Source organism: Bacillus cereus group sp. MYBK222-1 (assembly GCF_051916425.1).
Taxonomy (GTDB): Bacteria; Bacillota; Bacilli; order Bacillales; family Bacillaceae_G; genus Bacillus_A; species Bacillus_A paranthracis.
In genome coordinates this window covers 824109-840739 of the sequence record NZ_JBQAGP010000001.1, presented here as the reverse complement: position 1 = coordinate 840739, position 16631 = coordinate 824109, and the positions used below count along the sequence as shown (strand labels likewise).

Genomic DNA, 16631 nt, shown 5'->3' with positions numbered 1-16631 from the left:
AAAACGACGAGTTAAGCCCGTCGTTACTTTCACTCATCCTCTTCATCAAACACTTCATCAATCATACATTTCTCTAATAAATACTCGAATGTAATATCTGCGAGATCTTCAATTTCTTCTCGTTTTGGGACGTATCCTCTTTCAATTAGTTGCTCATAAAAAAACTCCGCAATCTCTTCCGTATCAATTACGACTTCAATTTCCTTCATGAGCATCACTCCTTTATTTCTGTTTTATGAAAAAATCTCAAAAATATGTATATGAGATTAGAAAAATAGTTTTTCTTTTTTATAGGTCATATCCTTTGGACAAGGTGCATACGATGGTAGTACAAGCTATCAAAAAGGGGGATATAATTATGGAATATCAATACGAGGTAAAGCAAGAAGTAGGACAAACAAAAGAAGAGTTCATGCATGAAGATCAATGGGCAGACTCTCTTATTAAATGGCTTTTTATTTTTTTAATAATTGTAGGCATACCTTATACTGCATATGTTGTTGTTCAATTCATTCTCTCTTTCTAGTTAACTATTTTTTCTCTGTCAATTTAACTAAATAATTATGAACAACATCCATAACAATTTTGTATTCTTCATCTTTAAATGTATCAAATAACAATTGGTAATCGTTATAAATATCAAGTAATCCATCAATGATTTCTTGACGATTTGTCTTAACACTCACTTTTTTTGAGTTGTTAATTGACTTTAATTTTCCTAAATCTAATTTATTCATACCTGCTTTATCTTGTTTCATTTTCTTCAAAATTGCATTTGCCGTTTGAGCATTGGCAAGTAACGTTAAATCTGACTCATCCGCTTCTAACCATTCACCATCCGTAATTCGTGACAGTTCATATATTGTATCTTCCCATGCATCATTTTTATATCTCCATACTTCTGTACGAAAACCAACAATACGGAAAACATCTTTATCATATCCTGTTACTTGCACGAGATCACCAAATGTGAAATTATAGTTTAATTCAATCCACTCAGTTTCACCTTTTTTCATATCTTGCTCTGTAACGTGCTGCAATGTTTGCTCTACGTAAAATCCATCGTGATTATTGACTTCGTATACGTAAACTCCATCTAAAACCTTCATATTTGTGATTTTACCAACGGTTCCATATAGCGTAATCACGACTATGTCCCCTACGTTATATTTAGGTTGCTTTTTCCTTGCCATCTATATCTCTCCTTTTTTTGACGTCGTGATTTTGATAACAGTATATGCAACCTACATAAAAACGCTTATCACAGAAGCTTATATTCATAAATTTTTTCAATAAAAAATATAATCTTATAAAATTTACATTACACTCAAAAAAAGCTAGTAACTAGACTAGCTTCAAATCAACAAATTTCATAATAAAAAAACATACAGAATACTTCACTTTAAATAAAGTAATGTATTCTGTATGTTTTCAAATAGTTTTTATCTATCTTGTATGTATAAATCCCACGCTTCATCAAATATAGACATACTTTCTAGCATTCCACTTAGCTCTAAGTATGAACTAATTTCATCGTAATCTTCAGATTGCTTCGGAAAACTTAAATCATCATACATTGCCTCTGCTAAATTCGATATTTCATTACTAAATAAAGCTGCACGATGCTTCATCATATAGTGGTAAAATGTCTTTTTCAAAAATATTCCCTACCTTTCTAGCTTGGGTACATTATACAAGGCAAAAAAGAAAAAAACCAGCATAAAAGCTGGTTAAAAGTCGAAATAATTTCTTTTTAATAGACGTGGTCTTCCCATTAATTCTTCATATGTTAGTTGTTTTGGTAAGTCTTTCGTATAAATTAGAAACAATTGATCTTCTATTTCTTTCACTGTTTGATCTGATTGATAGTCCATACCACATGAGGAACAAGAAATGCATGGTGTCTCTTGGATTTCAATGGCTTTCGTACCATCTGGTAATTCCCAATATACAGTATTTAAGCTTTCTTTTGCTTCTGTACTGTCACACCACATACAATTCATACTGCATCACCCTCAGTTTTTTTGTCGTTTTCTTCTAATTTAGCCATTTGTGCTTGATATTTTTTATCTTTCAATTGGTCGCGCTTATCACGTTTATCTTTTAATGTTGCATGCGTTTCATTATCCTCATAGTCTTTACGACGGTTCATACGCTGTAAATCGTCTGGAACAAGATTAAATTTCTTATCACTCATAAGGCCTGCGATACCAACATCTGAACGTTTTTCTTCGTAGTTTGGATAAATTTCTTTAAAGTACCCTTCTGCTCTTCCTGGAATGTAGCTTTCTGGCTCTGGATACGTTGTAATAACACCTTCAAAGTTACGAAGTACAACTTTATCTGCACTTTGCGAAATTAAATAGTTTGGTTGAAGCGCAATTTTACCGCCTCCTCCTGGTGCATCAACAACGAATGTTGGTACTGCATAACCAGACGTATGTCCGCGTAAACCTTCAATAATTTCAAGACCTTTAGAAACTGGTGCACGGAAATGACCAATACCTTCCGATAAGTCACATTGATAAATATAATATGGACGTACACGGATTTTTACTAAGTCATGCATTAGTTTTTTCATAATTGGAACACTGTCATTAATACCAGCTAAAATTACTGCTTGGTTTCCGACTGGAACACCAGCATTCGCTAACATTTCACATGCTTTTTTCGATTCTTCAGTAATTTCAATAGATGTATTGAAATGTGTATTTAACCATACTGGATGATATTTTTTAATAATGTTACATAAGTTTTCTGTAATACGCTGCGGGAATACTACCGGCGCTCTCGTTCCGATACGAATAATCTCAACGTGCGGAATCTCTCGTAAATTTTTTAATACATATTCTAAAATTTTATCGTTAATAAGAAGACCATCACCACCAGAGATTAATACATCTCGTACTTGTGGTGTTTCACGAATGTAAGCAATTGCATCATCTAATTGTTTCTTCGGCACACCCATTCCAATTTGTCCACTAAAACGACGGCGTGTACAGTAACGACAATACATAGAACATTGATTCGTTACTAAGAATAGTACGCGGTCAGGATAACGATGTGTTAACCCTGGAACTGGTGAATCTTCATCTTCATGAAGCGGATCTTCTAAATCATATTTTGTTTTATATAACTCTTCCGAGATCGGTACAGATTGCATCCGAATCGGACAGCGTGGGTCATCAGGATTCATTAACCAAGCATAGTACGGTGTAATATTTAACGGGATCGTTTTCGTTGAAATTTTAACGCCCTCTTCTTCATCAGGTGTTAAGTTAATCACTTTCTTTAAGTCATCTAACGTTTTGATCGTATTCGTTAATTGCCAAACCCAATCATTCCATTGCTCTTCAGTAACATCTTTCCATAATTCGATATCCTTCCAGTGACGATTTGGTTTGTATACATCATGTAACATTGCTATTCCCCCTTTTTATACGCTCATCCTTTATATAAGCAATAGTTATGCCAACTTTACTTTATTGATAAGTAAACGTACGGATAAACCTATTATATAAGCGAAAAAAATATTTTTAAGCACTGTATGAAATCCATACATACTATCATATTCATTACTTTTTATATATGTAAACGCTCTTTTATTGGTGCAAACACACAAAAACCGCCAATTATTCGGCGGTTTTGTCGTACTTACTCAGTTTATATTGAAGCGTCTGACGAGGGATACCTAACATTTTTGCAGCCTGTAATATATTCCCTTCTGTTTCAATTAACGCTTGATCTATTAATTTTTTTTCCGTTTGATGAAGTGCTTCTCTAAGAGGCAATATGCCCTTCTTCTTTGGAAAACTCTCTTTCCGAAATGTACGCGGTAAACAATTGGCTGTTAATGTATTCCCTTCTGCAATAATGACAGCATGTTCAATCGTATGTTTTAACTCTCGAACATTTCCAGGCCATTGGTAAGCTTGTAGTCTTTCTTTCGCTTCCTTATCCATTTGAAGTACACCTTTTTTATAACTTTTATTATATTCTTTCAAAAAATAAGACGCTAACAATAATACATCCTCCGTTCTTTCACGGAGCGGCGGAATATATAATGAAAAGACATTTAATCGATAGTATAAATCAGTGCGAATTTTATTCTCTTTTAAACATATTTCTGGTGGCTGATTCATTGCGGTAATAACGCGAACATCTACTTTTCTCGTCTTATTATCACCAATACGACGAATAACACCATCTTCTAATACACGTAGCATTTTCGCTTGTAAATCGAGTGGCATTGAATTCAGTTCATCTAAAAACAATGTCCCTCCATCTACAAGTTCAAATAATCCCGCTCGTTCAATTGCCCCCGTATAACTACCTTTCGTCGTTCCAAACAATAAACTTTCTAATAGAGACTCTGGTAAAGCTGCACAGTTTTGTGCAATAAACGGCTTGTTCTTCCGCTTAGAGGCTTCATGAATCGCTTGTACAAATAATTCTTTCCCTGTTCCTGTTTCCCCATATATTAAAACATTCGCATCAGTTGGGGCTACTTTTTGTGCTAATTCTTTCGTCTGTTTAAACCGAGCATCATTCGTCACGATCGTCTCAAATGCAACATCCTTTTTGACCGCTTTTTTTCTAGATGACCGCTTTATTTTCGACTGCAAATCGACTATTGTATCGGTAAGTTTTTGTACTGTGGAATAATCTTTTGCAATTTCAACAGCTCCAGCAATATTTCCATCTATGAAAATAGGTAACGTCGTATTTACTGTACAAATGTCTTCCCCATTTAAGTTTTGATAATGCTGCACTTGATGAACGATTGGCTTTTTTGTATCTAATACTTTCATCAACGTACTTGTTTCCCTAGATAAAGAAGGAAACGCTTCTAACAAATGTTTACCTAACACTTTTTCAATTTTTGATCCATCGTGTTTTGCAGCTACAGTATTATAGAAAATTGTAATACCATTTTCATCTACTGCGTGTATAGCCTCATCAATACTGCCCAAAATCGCCTCAATGACTTCTTGTGTCGAAACTGCTAGCAATGTCATCCCCCCTCTTGCCGAAAATCCAGCAAATACTATGCCGAATTTCCGGCATACCTATGTGCGATTATAAGCATGACGATTCCGTTCTATTTTTATAACGTACTATTTAGACAAATCTTTTACCCATATATTCATATCTTCTAGCTTATCAAAAATGTAGCAATTGTTCGCCAATCTTCCTGTATACGTATAGCCTAACTGATGAAAGGCTGCATTCATTCCGAAAGAAAGCGATCGAGCAATTGTATAAGAACAGAAAATCGATTTTTCTTGAAGTTCTTCTTCTAACTTAATTAATAAACTTTTCATAAACCCGTGTTTACGATATTCGGGTAAGGTAGCACAATTCGTTAATTCTGCATTTCCTTCTTTTATATTCATTTCTGCAGACGCTGTACTAATTATTTTCCCCTCGAATTCATACACATAGTAAATTGTATCGTCTTCTTTCATCGTTTGTTTTACATAACTCGCTTCGTTTAAAGGAGTCGGATACACTTCAAATACTTCTCCAAAGACAGCTGCTAATTCTTCTGCGTCCTCTTCTGTCGCTTTTCTTAATAGAAATTTCTCTGGGACTATTTTTTCCTTTACTTCTTTTGCTTTTACACCGCTTAAAATGGTATCTTCCTCAACCCAATGTATACTATTTCGTCTTTCATCATTATTAAATTTCACGAAGAAGTATGCATCGTGACCTTGAAAATAATGTGGTAATGTTGCTTCTAATAAAAAACCGAAAGAGAGCCATGTTGAAACATGCTCTCCCTTTCCTTTAACAATACATTTAGTGAAAGAATGTTTCTCTGCTAATTCGTCAATTGTTTGGATGATTCTCTCAACATTTCCTGTGTAGTGGTCTACTCGAATACGTTTATTAAAATAGTCCAAAACGCCTTCTACTGTATAGCCATTCGTCTGTTCTCTAAAAGATTCATAGTATTTCATTTTTTCACCTCACACCAATCTAGTAATGTACATGCAATAATTTTTGCGGCAGCTATCATTCTATCAACTTCTATATATTCGTTTGGATAATGCGCTACTTTCGTCTCTCCTGGGCCAAATACTATCGTTGGTACACCTGCGATTTGTGTAAATAAACCTCCATCTGTCCCCCACGGAGATGCTTCAATAATCGGTTTGTTCCCTTCGATTTCAACAAAGTTATGTTCAAGTGTTGTAATTAACTCATGATTTTCTTCTAGTTCACCAGGAACCCATCTTGCTCCAAACCATTCCACTTCTACAGGATTTTCAACAAACCAATTGTCCACATCATTTAATTCAGCGATCCAATTCTCGAACTCTTCTTTTGCTGCCTCTATAGTCTCATTCGGCGCAATACCGCATCTTCCTTCTAAAATTAACGAATCAGGAACAGAACTTGGCCAGCTACCGCCTTCAATTTTCCCAATATTAATTGGAATTGGGATCGGGATTCCTTTAAATAATGGATCTGTAATTCGGTCATTTCTCTTCTCTTCCAACTTTCTCAAATGATCTATAACAAACATACTTTTTTCAATTGCACTTACTCCTTCATAACGCGTCCCACCGTGTGCTGCTTTCCCTTTCACATGTAGACGAAACCACATGGATCCTTGTTGTTTCGGGAAAAACTTCATATTTGTTGGCTCCGGAATAATAACACCATCTGCTTTATATCCTCGTAATATAGTTGCTAATGTTCCTGCTCCGCCGCTTTCTTCTTCTATTACACTTTGAAAATAAATATCTCCTTTTAATTCAATACGAGATTCAATAATTGCTTCCATCGCAAGCATTAATGCGACATTGCCGCCCTTCATATCTGTCGTTCCACGACCATATATACGATTTCCTATTTTCTCACCACTATAAGGATGATAGTCCCACTGATTCACATCTCCTTCTGGTACGACATCAATATGCCCATTTAATATCATAGATTTCCCGTCGCCGCTTCCTTTAAGGGTTGCCACAATGTTCGGGCTATCTGAAAAACTTGTACGCGGTGATACAAAATAAGGATGATCTTTCATTTTAGAAAATGATGGCTCCCATATATCAAGATCTAAACCTAGCTCACGTAATTTTTCAATCACAATTGCCTGCGCACCACTTTCATCACCAGATACGCTCTTTTCTTGAATTAATCGTTTTAAAAATTTTACGCTTTCTTCTTCATGACTCTCAATATAATCACAAACTTGTTTTTTTAATTGCTCCATATATTATATCTCCCCTCATTCAATTACTAGTAAGTTAGAGCCAATTTTAAAATCCGCTTCTGTATGTTGTTTTATATCTTCCACTGTGTATGGGCTCATCAATTCTTGTAAAATAAGTCCATCCTGCGTTACTTCCATTACTGCCATATCCGTAATAATTAAATCTACGCATTTTTTTGAAGTTAATGGTAATGTACACTCCGAAACAATTTTTGCATTTCCGTATTTATCGACATGATTCATCACAACAACGACCCGCTTCGCTTTTTGAGCTAAATCCATTGCTCCTCCAATACCTGGAACACGTTTTCCTGGAACAATCCAGTTTGCTAAATCACCATTCTCGCTTACTTGTAATGAACCAAGAATCGTTATATCTAGTAAACCTTTTCGAATCATCCCAAACGCTGTGCAACTATCAAAATAACTTGCTCCTGTAATAAGAGAAGTTGGCAAACCTGCTGCGTTACATAAATTTTCGTCTTCATTTCCTTTGCTTGGCGTAGGTCCCATACCTACAATTCCATTTTCCGCATGAAACATAACGTTTATATCGTCAGGCAAATGATTCGGTACAAGCGATGGTATACCAATACCTAAATTTACAATCATACCATTTTGTATTTCTTTCGCCGCACGTCTAGCAATCTTATCTCTCACTTCTACGCCCATACCCATTTCCAATTCACTCCTTCCGACGGTACGATATAATTTACAAATACTCCTGGGACAACAATTTCTTCTGGATCTAAACTTCCAAGTGGAACAATTTCTTCTGCTTCTACAATCGTTATATCCCCGGCCATAGCAACGTGAGGATTCATGTTACGAGCGCTCTTATCAAACACAAGGTTGCCGAACGGATCTGCCTTTTTCGCATATACAATCGCAACCTCAGCAGTTAATGCTGTTTCAACTAAATATGTTTTACCATTCATTTCAACAGTACGTTTTCCCTCTTCTACAATCGTATCAACACCTACATCAACTAATACGCCACCAAGTCCTACACCACCAGCGCGAATACGCTCTGCTAATGTTCCTTGAGGAGAAAACTCAATTTGTAACCTTCCTTCGTTTAGCTGTCTTCCTGCATTTGGATTTGATCCAATATGAGAAGTAATTAATGATTTTACCCTTTCATTCGTAACGAGACGACCGATTCCTACATCAGGAAATCCTGTATCATTTCCAATTAAATTTAAATTTGTAACTCCTTTTTCTAAAATGGCCTGTATTAAAGATGGAGGGGAGCCAACCCCCCCAAATCCCCCAAACATTAATGTCATATCATCGTGGAATAAAGAAATTACCTCCTCTATCTCTTTTAATTTACTGAATGTATTCGTAATAGTTGTCATGCGATACTATGCCCTCCTTTTTGCATCATTTCTTCAACACTTTTTGCAAAAATTGAAAGTAATTCATCTAACTCGGAATATGTAGTTGTCATTGGCGGTGCTACAAGCAGTGCGCTATCTTCTTTTCCTGCTTGCCCTGAAACAGCTTGGTATAAAAGAAGACCATTTTTAGCTGCAACCGAAATAAGTTCCGACGCTTTTGTAAACGGTTGCAATTCTACTCCAATCAGCAATCCTTTTCCACGCACATCAGCAATGATTGTCGATTGTTGCTGAACTTTCTGTAATCCTTTTATTAAATACTCTCCCTTTTCCGCTGTTTTTTCAGGTAGATTATGTTTCTCCATATATTCAATAACAGCTAGAGCTGTTGCTGCAGATAATGGATTTGCACTTAACGTATGTCCACTCATAACAGAACGCGATCCTCGTAAAATTGGCTCCATAACACGGTCACTTACAACCGTCGCTGCCATCGGTGTGTATCCAGCTCCTAAACCTTTACCAAGGGTCATAATATCCGGTTCTACACCCCAATGCTCCATCGCAAACCATGCACCAGTACGCCCAAGCCCAGTCATTACTTCATCAGCAATAAATAAAATATCGTAATGACTACAAATGTCTTTAATAACTTTATAATATTCTTTCGGCGGAACGACTGCACCTCCAGCTGCTCCAATAATCGGTTCAGCAATAAAAGCCGCAATATGTTCTGCTCCAATCCTTTCAATTGATCTTTCTAGTTCAGTCGCACAAGCAAGCTGACAAGTTGGATATACCTTTTGTACCGGACATCTAAAACAATATGGAGCTGGAATAGTTGGATAATCTTCTAAAATTGACACGAAACGTTGTCTACGCAGTGGATGCCCAGACATTGATAAGGCTCCCATCGTAATACCGTGATAACTCATCCATCGTGACAAAATTTTATGTTTCCCTTGAATACCTCGCTCTTGAAAATGTTGAATTGCAATTTTCATAGCTGTTTCATTTGCTTCCGTACCACTATTCACAAAAAAGCTCCAGTTCAAATCTCCTACACTTAAATCGCTTAATTTCTTCGCTAATTTTTCAGCTGGTTCACTCGTAAACTGTGATCTATAAACGAAAGCAATCTCCTCTGCTTGCTTTTTGATAACGTCCGCAATCTCCTTTACGCCATGCCCAATACCTGCCGTAATTGCCCCTGACGAGCCATCAAAATATTTATTTCCGTTTTGATCATACAAATACACACCTTTTCCATGTGAAATCATTGGATACGGCTGACCAACAAGTGGTTTAATTAAGTAATCGCGCATAGCGCTCCCCCATTTCTCCAATTTGTATATATATATGAAGAAAATTGACGTTTCTTTCATAAAAAAGAACCCTCTGCGAAAGCAGTGAATTTATCAAAAAACTATTATAAAATATACAAATGAGTGCTAAATATCATTTTAAAAACAGAAAATTCAGAACTTAAATTAAAGACCAACCCTTATCTATACGCTCAAATAACCCTCCCTTATATAAAATTAACGCTTCACTAAATGTTTTTCTAACATAATGTCAGCTTCCCTCAAATGCCGACATTGTGTAAACTTCGACGAAACTCCCTTTAAACTCCTTCCTGTTCTCCTACTTTATATTGCATATTTTTAAACAAATCTCGACAATTAATCCTACTAAATGCATAGCAATTATTTTAAAGAAATCAATATTTCACATACAACTCCATCCGTTTTATACAATAAAAAAAGAACCGATTAACCACATTAATCAGTTCGGCACGACGCTCTTTTATCAGTTAATACCGTCACTTGCTAACATAAATAGAAACAATAGTATTACAAAATCACAATTCATCCTACAGTATAAAGCACAAAACCGTCCATAACTCCATTTACAATTCCTTGCGGGATATCCCCATCCCAAGGTTTCATTCCTTTCCTTAATTTCAAACTACCTTTCCTTTATAATTTATGTAGGACAATTATTACTTTGTATGTGTATTTGCCCATAATTAAAAAAATCCCTAGTTTCCTAAGGGTTTCAGGACATGGTTTCGACATGTCACGTGTTATGCTCTCAAATTTTTCATTTCGAAATACACACTTCCTCTGCCAATATGGATAATATATTTTTGTATCCTCTAGAAAATTATAACTCTCGTTCACCTAAACTTATCTTATCCTTAAAAAATACTTATTATTAATTTTCAACCTTTCTCCTTTAAAAAACAATTTTTTCGCATAACCTCATTCTTGCTAAGCATATAGTTTTAATGATGACAAAGGAGGAATGTTTATGTCTCAACCTGAAATCGAAAAATATGGACAAGAAGCTGCACGTTACGAACAGCTCGCTCGTTACTATCAATTTCATAATCCAAAAAAATATGTAGAACTATATATGAAATATTATGATGCGCTTACGAATCTTGTACAGGCATACGAAAAAAGAAATTCACAAGAAGCTGCTTTACCATCGCACATAAGATTTTTTCACTCTGCTTCAAATACACCTGCCGTTGACATTTTAGTAAACGGGCAAAAGGTAATTAAAAATATTTCATTTAAACAATTTAGTCCTTATTTAACATTAGTACAAGGTAAGTACCGAATAGATATCGTTCCTGTTGGAAATGAAACGCCCATCTTTTCAGCTTTAGTACCAATAATGGGAAATCACACTTATACTTTTGCCGCAATAAATAGTGATAATCATCTACAATTACAACCTATGCTTGATAATACTCATTTACCAGCAGGCCAGGCAAAAATACGCTTTGCACACTTTTCTCCTGATACCCCTGTTGTAAATGTAAGTTTAAAAGCTGGCGATCATTTATTTGAAAATGTACTCTTTAAACAAATAACAGATTTTTTAGAAGTTAGCCCTGGTACAGCGGATATAGAAGTTTCACTCGCAGATCATCAAAGTGTCTTACTAACTATACCGGATTTCAAAGTCGAACCGAACATTATTTATACAATTTCAATTTTAGGTTATTCAACGAAAGATCCTAAATTAGAAGCCGTTATACTTACGAATTAAAACAGTCTACACCATTCATTTGGTGTAGACTGTTTATTTTTGAAATGCAATTTGAAATTCTGTCCAATCATTATCTGAACGACACATGATGGACCCATTATGCTTTTCTACAATTTGTTTACATACAAATAACCCAATACCAGTTCCTAACTTTTTAGTAGTTACAAATGGTTCAAAAATCGTTTCTACATTTTCAGCTGGAATCATTGGCCCGTTATTTTTTATTACAATCCGAATCGATTGATCTTCTTCAAATACATCAATGATAATTTTCCGTTCTTCTTTCATTGATTCAAGAGCGTCAATTGAGTTCATTAATATATTTAAAAATACTTGTCTCACTTCACTCCGATAACCAGTAAGCGGAATTGGGTATGGCAAATTCTTTTCAATAGAAACATTTGCATTGACCAAACTTGGATATAAGAACTGTATAATGTCTTGAAACAAATCATTTAGCCAAAACCGTTCAGATTCAGTCCACATTTCTTTTTTCGATACGAGTAAAAATTGCGAAATGCGAAAATTTAATTGGTCTAATTCATGAGAAATAATATCTAAATACGATAAACTAGGATGGTCTGCCTTTAATAATTTGACAAACCCCATAATGGAAGTAAGCGGATTACGAAATTCATGTACAAAACTAGCTGACATTTGCCCTAAAATTGTCAGCCTTTCTTTATGTGTTTCGTTAATATATTGCTGTTTTTCCTCTAAATTTCTTGATATAATTTCCGAGTATTTTAAAACAGTGTAATAAATTAATTTGTCAAAACAAGTATGTATTTGGGCCATAATTGGTTTCAATTCACGTGCACTAACATCTAATTCACACATCGCTTCGAAAAGCTCATTTCTTCCTACATTTGCATTATAAACAAAATCACCTATATTCGCATCTGCTCCTGCACGTTCAATAGCAATTTTCTCGCATAATGGCTGAAGATAATTTATATCTTTTTCTTCCATAGTAAGTTCAATAATAAACTCTAATAAATCCTCTCCATTTTGAACTGCTTCTAGTCTAAATGGATCTTTATCGGAAATTATCATTTTGTTTTTCCAGTTCTCAACGAATTGGTGCCTGTTGTTTTTCAAGTGCGAACAAAATACTTCTTTAATATCCTTATCGATTGGAAAAACCTCCATTCCTCCATTTCCATGCGACGAACACCCTTTATATTTTGAATATTAACACAAAAAACATGATTCGTTAATAGATTATTGTCACATTTTGTTAATATGTGTTGATAAAATTTTTATAACTTTATTAATTGTTTAGATTGTTACATTCCATTTTCCTTCCTTTCATTCAAATTTTTTATATTCGATGCGACTTTTTTTGCATCCTGCTTCATTCTTTCGTACAATAGAAAAGGAAAGGTGTGAAAAATATGGTAAATAAAAATGTGGAAGATTATCTCCAAGAAGGCATTTACGGCCAAAAGCAAAACAAACCAGAAGAACGTAATATGTATTTAACTACATTACGTGAGCGTGTAGAAATCGCTTTAACTATCGGTCAAGTAATGCAAAGTAATGTATATTCTGAAGTAGCTAGTAGCATGCGCTCTTCTCAATCATTACAAATATTCCTAAATGGTGGCATTGCTTACCCACATTTATCAAAATACATTAAATTAGCGAACGAAAAAAACGTTCCTTTTACAATTGTTCAAAATAAAGGTACAGAAACACCAATCGGTTTAGTATTATCTCATAGCACTGCTGTCGACAAAGAACAAATTTATGTAGAAGATGCTATTTTCAAACAAGAAATGAAGTAAAAGGTACACTTGATTAAATGAAATCATTCTAAGAAACGTCAAATAAACAAAAAAAAACGAGTATGGAATCGTAAACATTTCCTACTCGTTTTTTTCGATGTTTAAGTTCTAGTTCCTTTATTTTTTAATACACACTAATTTCATTTCTGTCATTTCTTCGATTGCATATTTAATTCCTTCACGCCCCGTACCACTTTCTTTCACACCCCCGTAAGGCATATGGTCTACTCTGAACGTTGGAATATCATTTATCATGACACCACCAACTTCAAGCTCATCAATTGCACGCATAGCTTTAAACAAATTATTTGTAAATACACCTGCCTGTAGACCGTAACGTGAATGATTTACTTGCTCTATAGCCTCATCAAATTCTTTAAATGTATTTACTGTCATAAGTGGACCGAACACTTCTTGGCACTGTACAGATACATGCTCTGGAACATTCGTTAATACAGTTGGTTCAAAAATCCTTTCATCACGTTTGTTACCACCATACAAAACGTTCGCTCCTTCTTTAACTGCTTCTTGCACCCAGTTATCGATACGCTCGACATCTTTTTTCGAAATTAAAGCTGATACATCCGTTTCCTCAAGCAACGGATCACCAACAACAACTGTTTCCATCGCTTTCTGTAACTTAGATAAAAATTCATCCAGTCTCTCTTCATGTACAAAAACGCGTTGTACCGAAATACAAACTTGTCCATTATTAACAAATGCTCCCCATTTTACTCGTTCAATTAATTCATCTGTTAATTCAACATCTTCATCAATAATAACAGCGGCATTCGATCCTAGTTCTAACGTAACTCGCTTTAACCCAGCCTTTGCCTTAATTCCAAGTCCAACTTTCGGACTTCCCGTAAAAGTAATGGAAGCAACATCATCATTTGTAACTATTGCTTCGCCTACAGTTGAACCAGGACCAGAAACAATATTTAAAGCCCCTTTTGGCAATCCTGCTTCTTCAAATAGTTCAACTAATGCATAAGATGATAGAGGCGTTTGATCAGCTGGTTTTAATACAACTGTATTTCCAGCAGCAATTGCGGGGCCCACTTTATGTGCCACTAAATTTAATGGAAAATTAAATGGTGTAATCGCCCCTATAACCCCAATCGGTTTACGTATTGTGTATGCAATGCGCCCATCTGCACCAGGTGCTGCATCAAGCGGTAGTGTTTCACCGTATATACGCTTCGCTTCTTCAGCTGCAAATTTGTATGTCTGAACAGTACGATCTACTTCTCCCCTTGCAGCACGTATTGGTTTTGCAGCCTCTTTTGCAATAATTTCTGCAAATTCTTCTCTTCTTTCATCCATTTTTTGTGCGACTTTCTCTAAAATAGTCGCTCGATCATATGCAGATAATGTATTCATTTCTTTCATTGCATTTTTTGCGGCAGTAACAGCCTCTTTTACATCTTCTTCCGTTCCTTGCGCAATTTCCGCTAATGTTTCTTCAGAGTATGGTGCGTATAATGGTTTATACGTGTTTACAGACTTCCAATCTCCATTTATATATAAATGCTTTTTCATAATTCTTCCCCTTTCAAATATATGTATACAACAATACTTCACCTAGTGAAAGGTCTGACTTATTTCATTGTAACATAGCCCTTATTCTGCCAAAAACATTATGCTCAAAAAAAACTCTGCCATCTAGCAGAGTCTACGAACTAATTTGTTCTTGTAATGAAATTTGTTTTTCATCTTCTAAAATAACAATTGATTCTACAGTTTTTGTAACTTCTAGTCTCTTTATATAGTGTCCATCTAATTCTTTTACGCAAAACTTATAATTTTCGATTTCAATGAAATCCTCTTCGGCAATTTCTATATTCTTCGTTAAAATCCATCCACCTATTGTGTCAACACCATTATCATCAATCGTTAAACCTAATAACGTATTTACTTCACTAACAAGTACTTTTCCCTCTAGTATTGTTTTCGTTTCACTAACTTGTTGAATTTCTGGCTGTTCATCTGTATCAAACTCATCTTGAATATCTCCAACTATTTCTTCTAAAATGTCTTCAACAGTAACAAGTCCAGACGTACCACCATATTCATCTATCAATATAGCAATATGTGTTCTTTCTTTTTGCATTTTTAAAAATAAGTCGTGTATTGGGATAGAGTCGATAACTAAAATAATCGGCCTAATATATTGCTCTACTTTCTTATTACTAACCGCATTATGCTGCACAAAATCTGTGAAAATATCTTTAAAATTCACAAAGCCTATTACGTGATCTTTGTCGCCATCAACAACTGGATATCTCGTATATTTTTCCCGAGACATTTTTTGCAACGCTTCTTCAGCAGGCATTTCTTTACTTATAATATGCATCTCAGTTCGGGGTACCATTATCTCTTTTGCTATACGATCATCAAATTCAAAGATTTTATTTACATATTTATATTCAGACTGATTAATCTCTCCATTTTTGTAACTTTCTGAAACTAATAACCGTAATTCTTCTTCTGAATGAACATCATCGTGCCCTTTCGGTGGTTTCAGCCCTAGCAACTTCGTAATTATTCGGGCTGATCCATTTAATAGCCAAATAAATGGAAACGCCATACGATAAAAGAAAGTTAACGGTTTAGCAACAAATAAACTCACCTGTTCAGCTTTTTGAATCGCAAATGTTTTTGGAGCCAATTCCCCTATTACAACATGCAAAAATGTAATAAACAAAAACACTAAAATTACAGCAAAAATATCTGCTAGTTGAGTAGAAATGTTCAAATTCACAAAAAATGTGTCAAACATTTGCTTTAACGCAGGTTTACCGAACCACCCAATTCCCAGTGCTGTAACTGTTATTCCTAGCTGACAAGCAGATAAATATTCGTCTAAGTTTGTAATGACTGTTTTGACAGATGTTGCGCGATTATTTCCTTCTGCAATTAAATAGTCAATTCTTGAACTTCGCACTTTAACAATTGCAAATTCTGCTGCAACGAAAAATGCCGTTAAGGCAATTAAAACAATCACTATACTTATACTATATATGTCCAAATACTTTTCCTTACTTACATTGTAAGCAAGGAAGCCACCTCCTACTTAATTTTATTCAAGTGAAGTAAGCATTCTAATACTCTAACAAAATTCTACATTAGCAACCACCTTTTTATATATTATATGCATACATAAAAAAGATATTTATCATTATGATAATCTAATTCATTTCCCTC

At 34.9% G+C, this 16631-nt stretch carries 17 protein-coding genes; 3 read left to right on the top strand and 14 right to left on the bottom strand.

The window, feature by feature from the left end; genetic code table 11:
• Window positions 1-29 precede the first annotated feature (29 nt).
• Window positions 30-209, bottom strand: a complete 180-nt coding sequence (locus tag ACTFR9_RS04220) for a YozD family protein (protein WP_000658451.1) — start codon at window positions 207-209, stop codon at window positions 30-32.
• 149 nt (window positions 210-358) lie between these two features.
• Between ACTFR9_RS04220 and ACTFR9_RS04215 the strand changes: the two genes are divergently transcribed.
• On the top strand, window positions 359-526 hold the full coding sequence (locus ACTFR9_RS04215) for a DUF3930 family protein (RefSeq protein ID WP_000456537.1): 168 nt from the start codon (window positions 359-361) through the stop codon (window positions 524-526).
• A gap of 4 nt (window positions 527-530) precedes the next feature.
• Here ACTFR9_RS04215 and ACTFR9_RS04210 read toward each other — a convergent pair whose 3' ends face one another.
• From ACTFR9_RS04210 to ACTFR9_RS04165, 10 genes are all read right to left on the bottom strand, one after another.
• On the bottom strand, window positions 531-1193 hold the full coding sequence (locus ACTFR9_RS04210; protein ID WP_000101501.1) for a hypothetical protein: 663 nt from the start codon (window positions 1191-1193) through the stop codon (window positions 531-533).
• 249 nt (window positions 1194-1442) lie between these two features.
• Window positions 1443-1658, bottom strand: a complete 216-nt coding sequence (locus tag ACTFR9_RS04205) for a YozE family protein (RefSeq protein WP_000750724.1) — start codon at window positions 1656-1658, stop codon at window positions 1443-1445.
• A 72-nt stretch (window positions 1659-1730) separates the two neighbouring features.
• A complete protein-coding gene (locus tag ACTFR9_RS04200; RefSeq protein WP_000995764.1) occupies window positions 1731-2003 on the bottom strand; it encodes a YokU family protein in 273 nt (90 codons plus the stop codon).
• Window positions 2000-3421, bottom strand: a complete 1422-nt coding sequence (gene ablA / locus ACTFR9_RS04195; RefSeq protein ID WP_000902136.1) for a lysine 2,3-aminomutase — start codon at window positions 3419-3421, stop codon at window positions 2000-2002. Before ablA ends, ACTFR9_RS04200 begins: the two co-directional genes overlap by 4 nt.
• 211 nt (window positions 3422-3632) lie before the next feature.
• Window positions 3633-5018, bottom strand: a complete 1386-nt coding sequence (rocR, locus tag ACTFR9_RS04190; RefSeq protein ID WP_001997445.1) for an arginine utilization transcriptional regulator RocR — start codon at window positions 5016-5018, stop codon at window positions 3633-3635.
• Window positions 5019-5117: 99 nt separating this feature from the next.
• Window positions 5118-5963 carry a putative beta-lysine N-acetyltransferase gene (gene ablB, locus ACTFR9_RS04185; RefSeq protein WP_000878623.1) on the bottom strand — a complete coding sequence of 282 codons (846 nt, stop codon included), beginning with the start codon at window positions 5961-5963 and terminating at the stop codon, window positions 5118-5120.
• On the bottom strand, window positions 5960-7228 hold the full coding sequence (locus ACTFR9_RS04180; RefSeq protein WP_000436688.1) for a peptidase: 1269 nt from the start codon (window positions 7226-7228) through the stop codon (window positions 5960-5962). The genes ablB and ACTFR9_RS04180 overlap by 4 nt, the downstream gene beginning before the upstream one ends.
• A gap of 15 nt (window positions 7229-7243) precedes the next feature.
• Window positions 7244-7906: a CoA transferase subunit B gene (locus tag ACTFR9_RS04175; protein WP_000525280.1), complete on the bottom strand. Its 663-nt coding sequence runs from the start codon at window positions 7904-7906 to the stop codon at window positions 7244-7246.
• Window positions 7891-8589 (bottom strand): acetate CoA-transferase subunit alpha, encoded by a 699-nt coding sequence (atoD, locus tag ACTFR9_RS04170; protein ID WP_229136357.1) that lies wholly within the window; start codon window positions 8587-8589, stop codon window positions 7891-7893. Before atoD ends, ACTFR9_RS04175 begins: the two co-directional genes overlap by 16 nt.
• The gene (locus ACTFR9_RS04165) at window positions 8586-9896 is read right to left on the bottom strand and encodes an aspartate aminotransferase family protein (RefSeq protein WP_001205894.1); all 1311 of its coding nucleotides are present in this window, start codon (window positions 9894-9896) and stop codon (window positions 8586-8588) included. Before ACTFR9_RS04165 ends, atoD begins: the two co-directional genes overlap by 4 nt.
• A 988-nt stretch (window positions 9897-10884) precedes the next feature.
• Between ACTFR9_RS04165 and ACTFR9_RS04160 the strand changes: the two genes are divergently transcribed.
• Window positions 10885-11634 carry a DUF4397 domain-containing protein gene (locus tag ACTFR9_RS04160; protein WP_000081832.1) on the top strand — a complete coding sequence of 250 codons (750 nt, stop codon included), beginning with the start codon at window positions 10885-10887 and terminating at the stop codon, window positions 11632-11634.
• 33 nt (window positions 11635-11667) lie between these two features.
• Here ACTFR9_RS04160 and ACTFR9_RS04155 read toward each other — a convergent pair whose 3' ends face one another.
• The gene (locus ACTFR9_RS04155; protein ID WP_000451748.1) at window positions 11668-12786 is read right to left on the bottom strand and encodes a BA2291 family sporulation histidine kinase; all 1119 of its coding nucleotides are present in this window, start codon (window positions 12784-12786) and stop codon (window positions 11668-11670) included.
• Between the two features lie 245 nt (window positions 12787-13031).
• On the opposite strand from ACTFR9_RS04155, the gene ACTFR9_RS04150 reads away from it, so the two are divergent.
• On the top strand, window positions 13032-13424 hold the full coding sequence (locus tag ACTFR9_RS04150) for a YueI family protein (protein ID WP_000247572.1): 393 nt from the start codon (window positions 13032-13034) through the stop codon (window positions 13422-13424).
• 117 nt (window positions 13425-13541) lie between these two features.
• On the opposite strand, the gene ACTFR9_RS04145 is transcribed toward ACTFR9_RS04150, so the two are convergent.
• Both ACTFR9_RS04145 and ACTFR9_RS04140 read right to left on the bottom strand, forming a co-directional pair.
• A complete protein-coding gene (locus tag ACTFR9_RS04145) occupies window positions 13542-14966 on the bottom strand; it encodes an aldehyde dehydrogenase family protein (RefSeq protein ID WP_000716452.1) in 1425 nt (474 codons plus the stop codon).
• A gap of 133 nt (window positions 14967-15099) precedes the next feature.
• Window positions 15100-16455 carry a hemolysin family protein gene (locus tag ACTFR9_RS04140; protein WP_033687881.1) on the bottom strand — a complete coding sequence of 452 codons (1356 nt, stop codon included), beginning with the start codon at window positions 16453-16455 and terminating at the stop codon, window positions 15100-15102.
• Window positions 16456-16631 lie beyond the last annotated feature (176 nt).

Bases quoted from the DNA above. Each gene is read 5' to 3' on its own strand.
- ACTFR9_RS04220 (WP_000658451.1), bottom strand. From the start codon at position 209: ATGAAGGAAATTGAAGTCGTAATTGATACGGAAGAGATTGCGGAGTTT.
- ACTFR9_RS04215 (WP_000456537.1), top strand. From the start codon at position 359: ATGGAATATCAATACGAGGTAAAGCAAGAAGTAGGACAAACAAAAGAA.
- ACTFR9_RS04210 (WP_000101501.1), bottom strand. From the start codon at position 1,193: ATGGCAAGGAAAAAGCAACCTAAATATAACGTAGGGGACATAGTCGTG.
- ACTFR9_RS04200 (WP_000995764.1), bottom strand. From the start codon at position 2,003: ATGAATTGTATGTGGTGTGACAGTACAGAAGCAAAAGAAAGCTTAAAT.
- ablA (WP_000902136.1), bottom strand. From the start codon at position 3,421: ATGTTACATGATGTATACAAACCAAATCGTCACTGGAAGGATATCGAA.
- rocR (WP_001997445.1), bottom strand. From the start codon at position 5,018: ATGACATTGCTAGCAGTTTCGACACAAGAAGTCATTGAGGCGATTTTG.
- ablB (WP_000878623.1), bottom strand. From the start codon at position 5,963: ATGAAATACTATGAATCTTTTAGAGAACAGACGAATGGCTATACAGTA.
- ACTFR9_RS04180 (WP_000436688.1), bottom strand. From the start codon at position 7,228: ATGGAGCAATTAAAAAAACAAGTTTGTGATTATATTGAGAGTCATGAA.
- ACTFR9_RS04175 (WP_000525280.1), bottom strand. From the start codon at position 7,906: ATGGGTATGGGCGTAGAAGTGAGAGATAAGATTGCTAGACGTGCGGCG.
- atoD (WP_229136357.1), bottom strand. From the start codon at position 8,589: ATGACAACTATTACGAATACATTCAGTAAATTAAAAGAGATAGAGGAG.
- ACTFR9_RS04165 (WP_001205894.1), bottom strand. From the start codon at position 9,896: ATGCGCGATTACTTAATTAAACCACTTGTTGGTCAGCCGTATCCAATG.
- ACTFR9_RS04160 (WP_000081832.1), top strand. From the start codon at position 10,885: ATGTCTCAACCTGAAATCGAAAAATATGGACAAGAAGCTGCACGTTAC.
- ACTFR9_RS04155 (WP_000451748.1), bottom strand. From the start codon at position 12,786: ATGGAGGTTTTTCCAATCGATAAGGATATTAAAGAAGTATTTTGTTCG.
- ACTFR9_RS04150 (WP_000247572.1), top strand. From the start codon at position 13,032: ATGGTAAATAAAAATGTGGAAGATTATCTCCAAGAAGGCATTTACGGC.
- ACTFR9_RS04145 (WP_000716452.1), bottom strand. From the start codon at position 14,966: ATGAAAAAGCATTTATATATAAATGGAGATTGGAAGTCTGTAAACACG.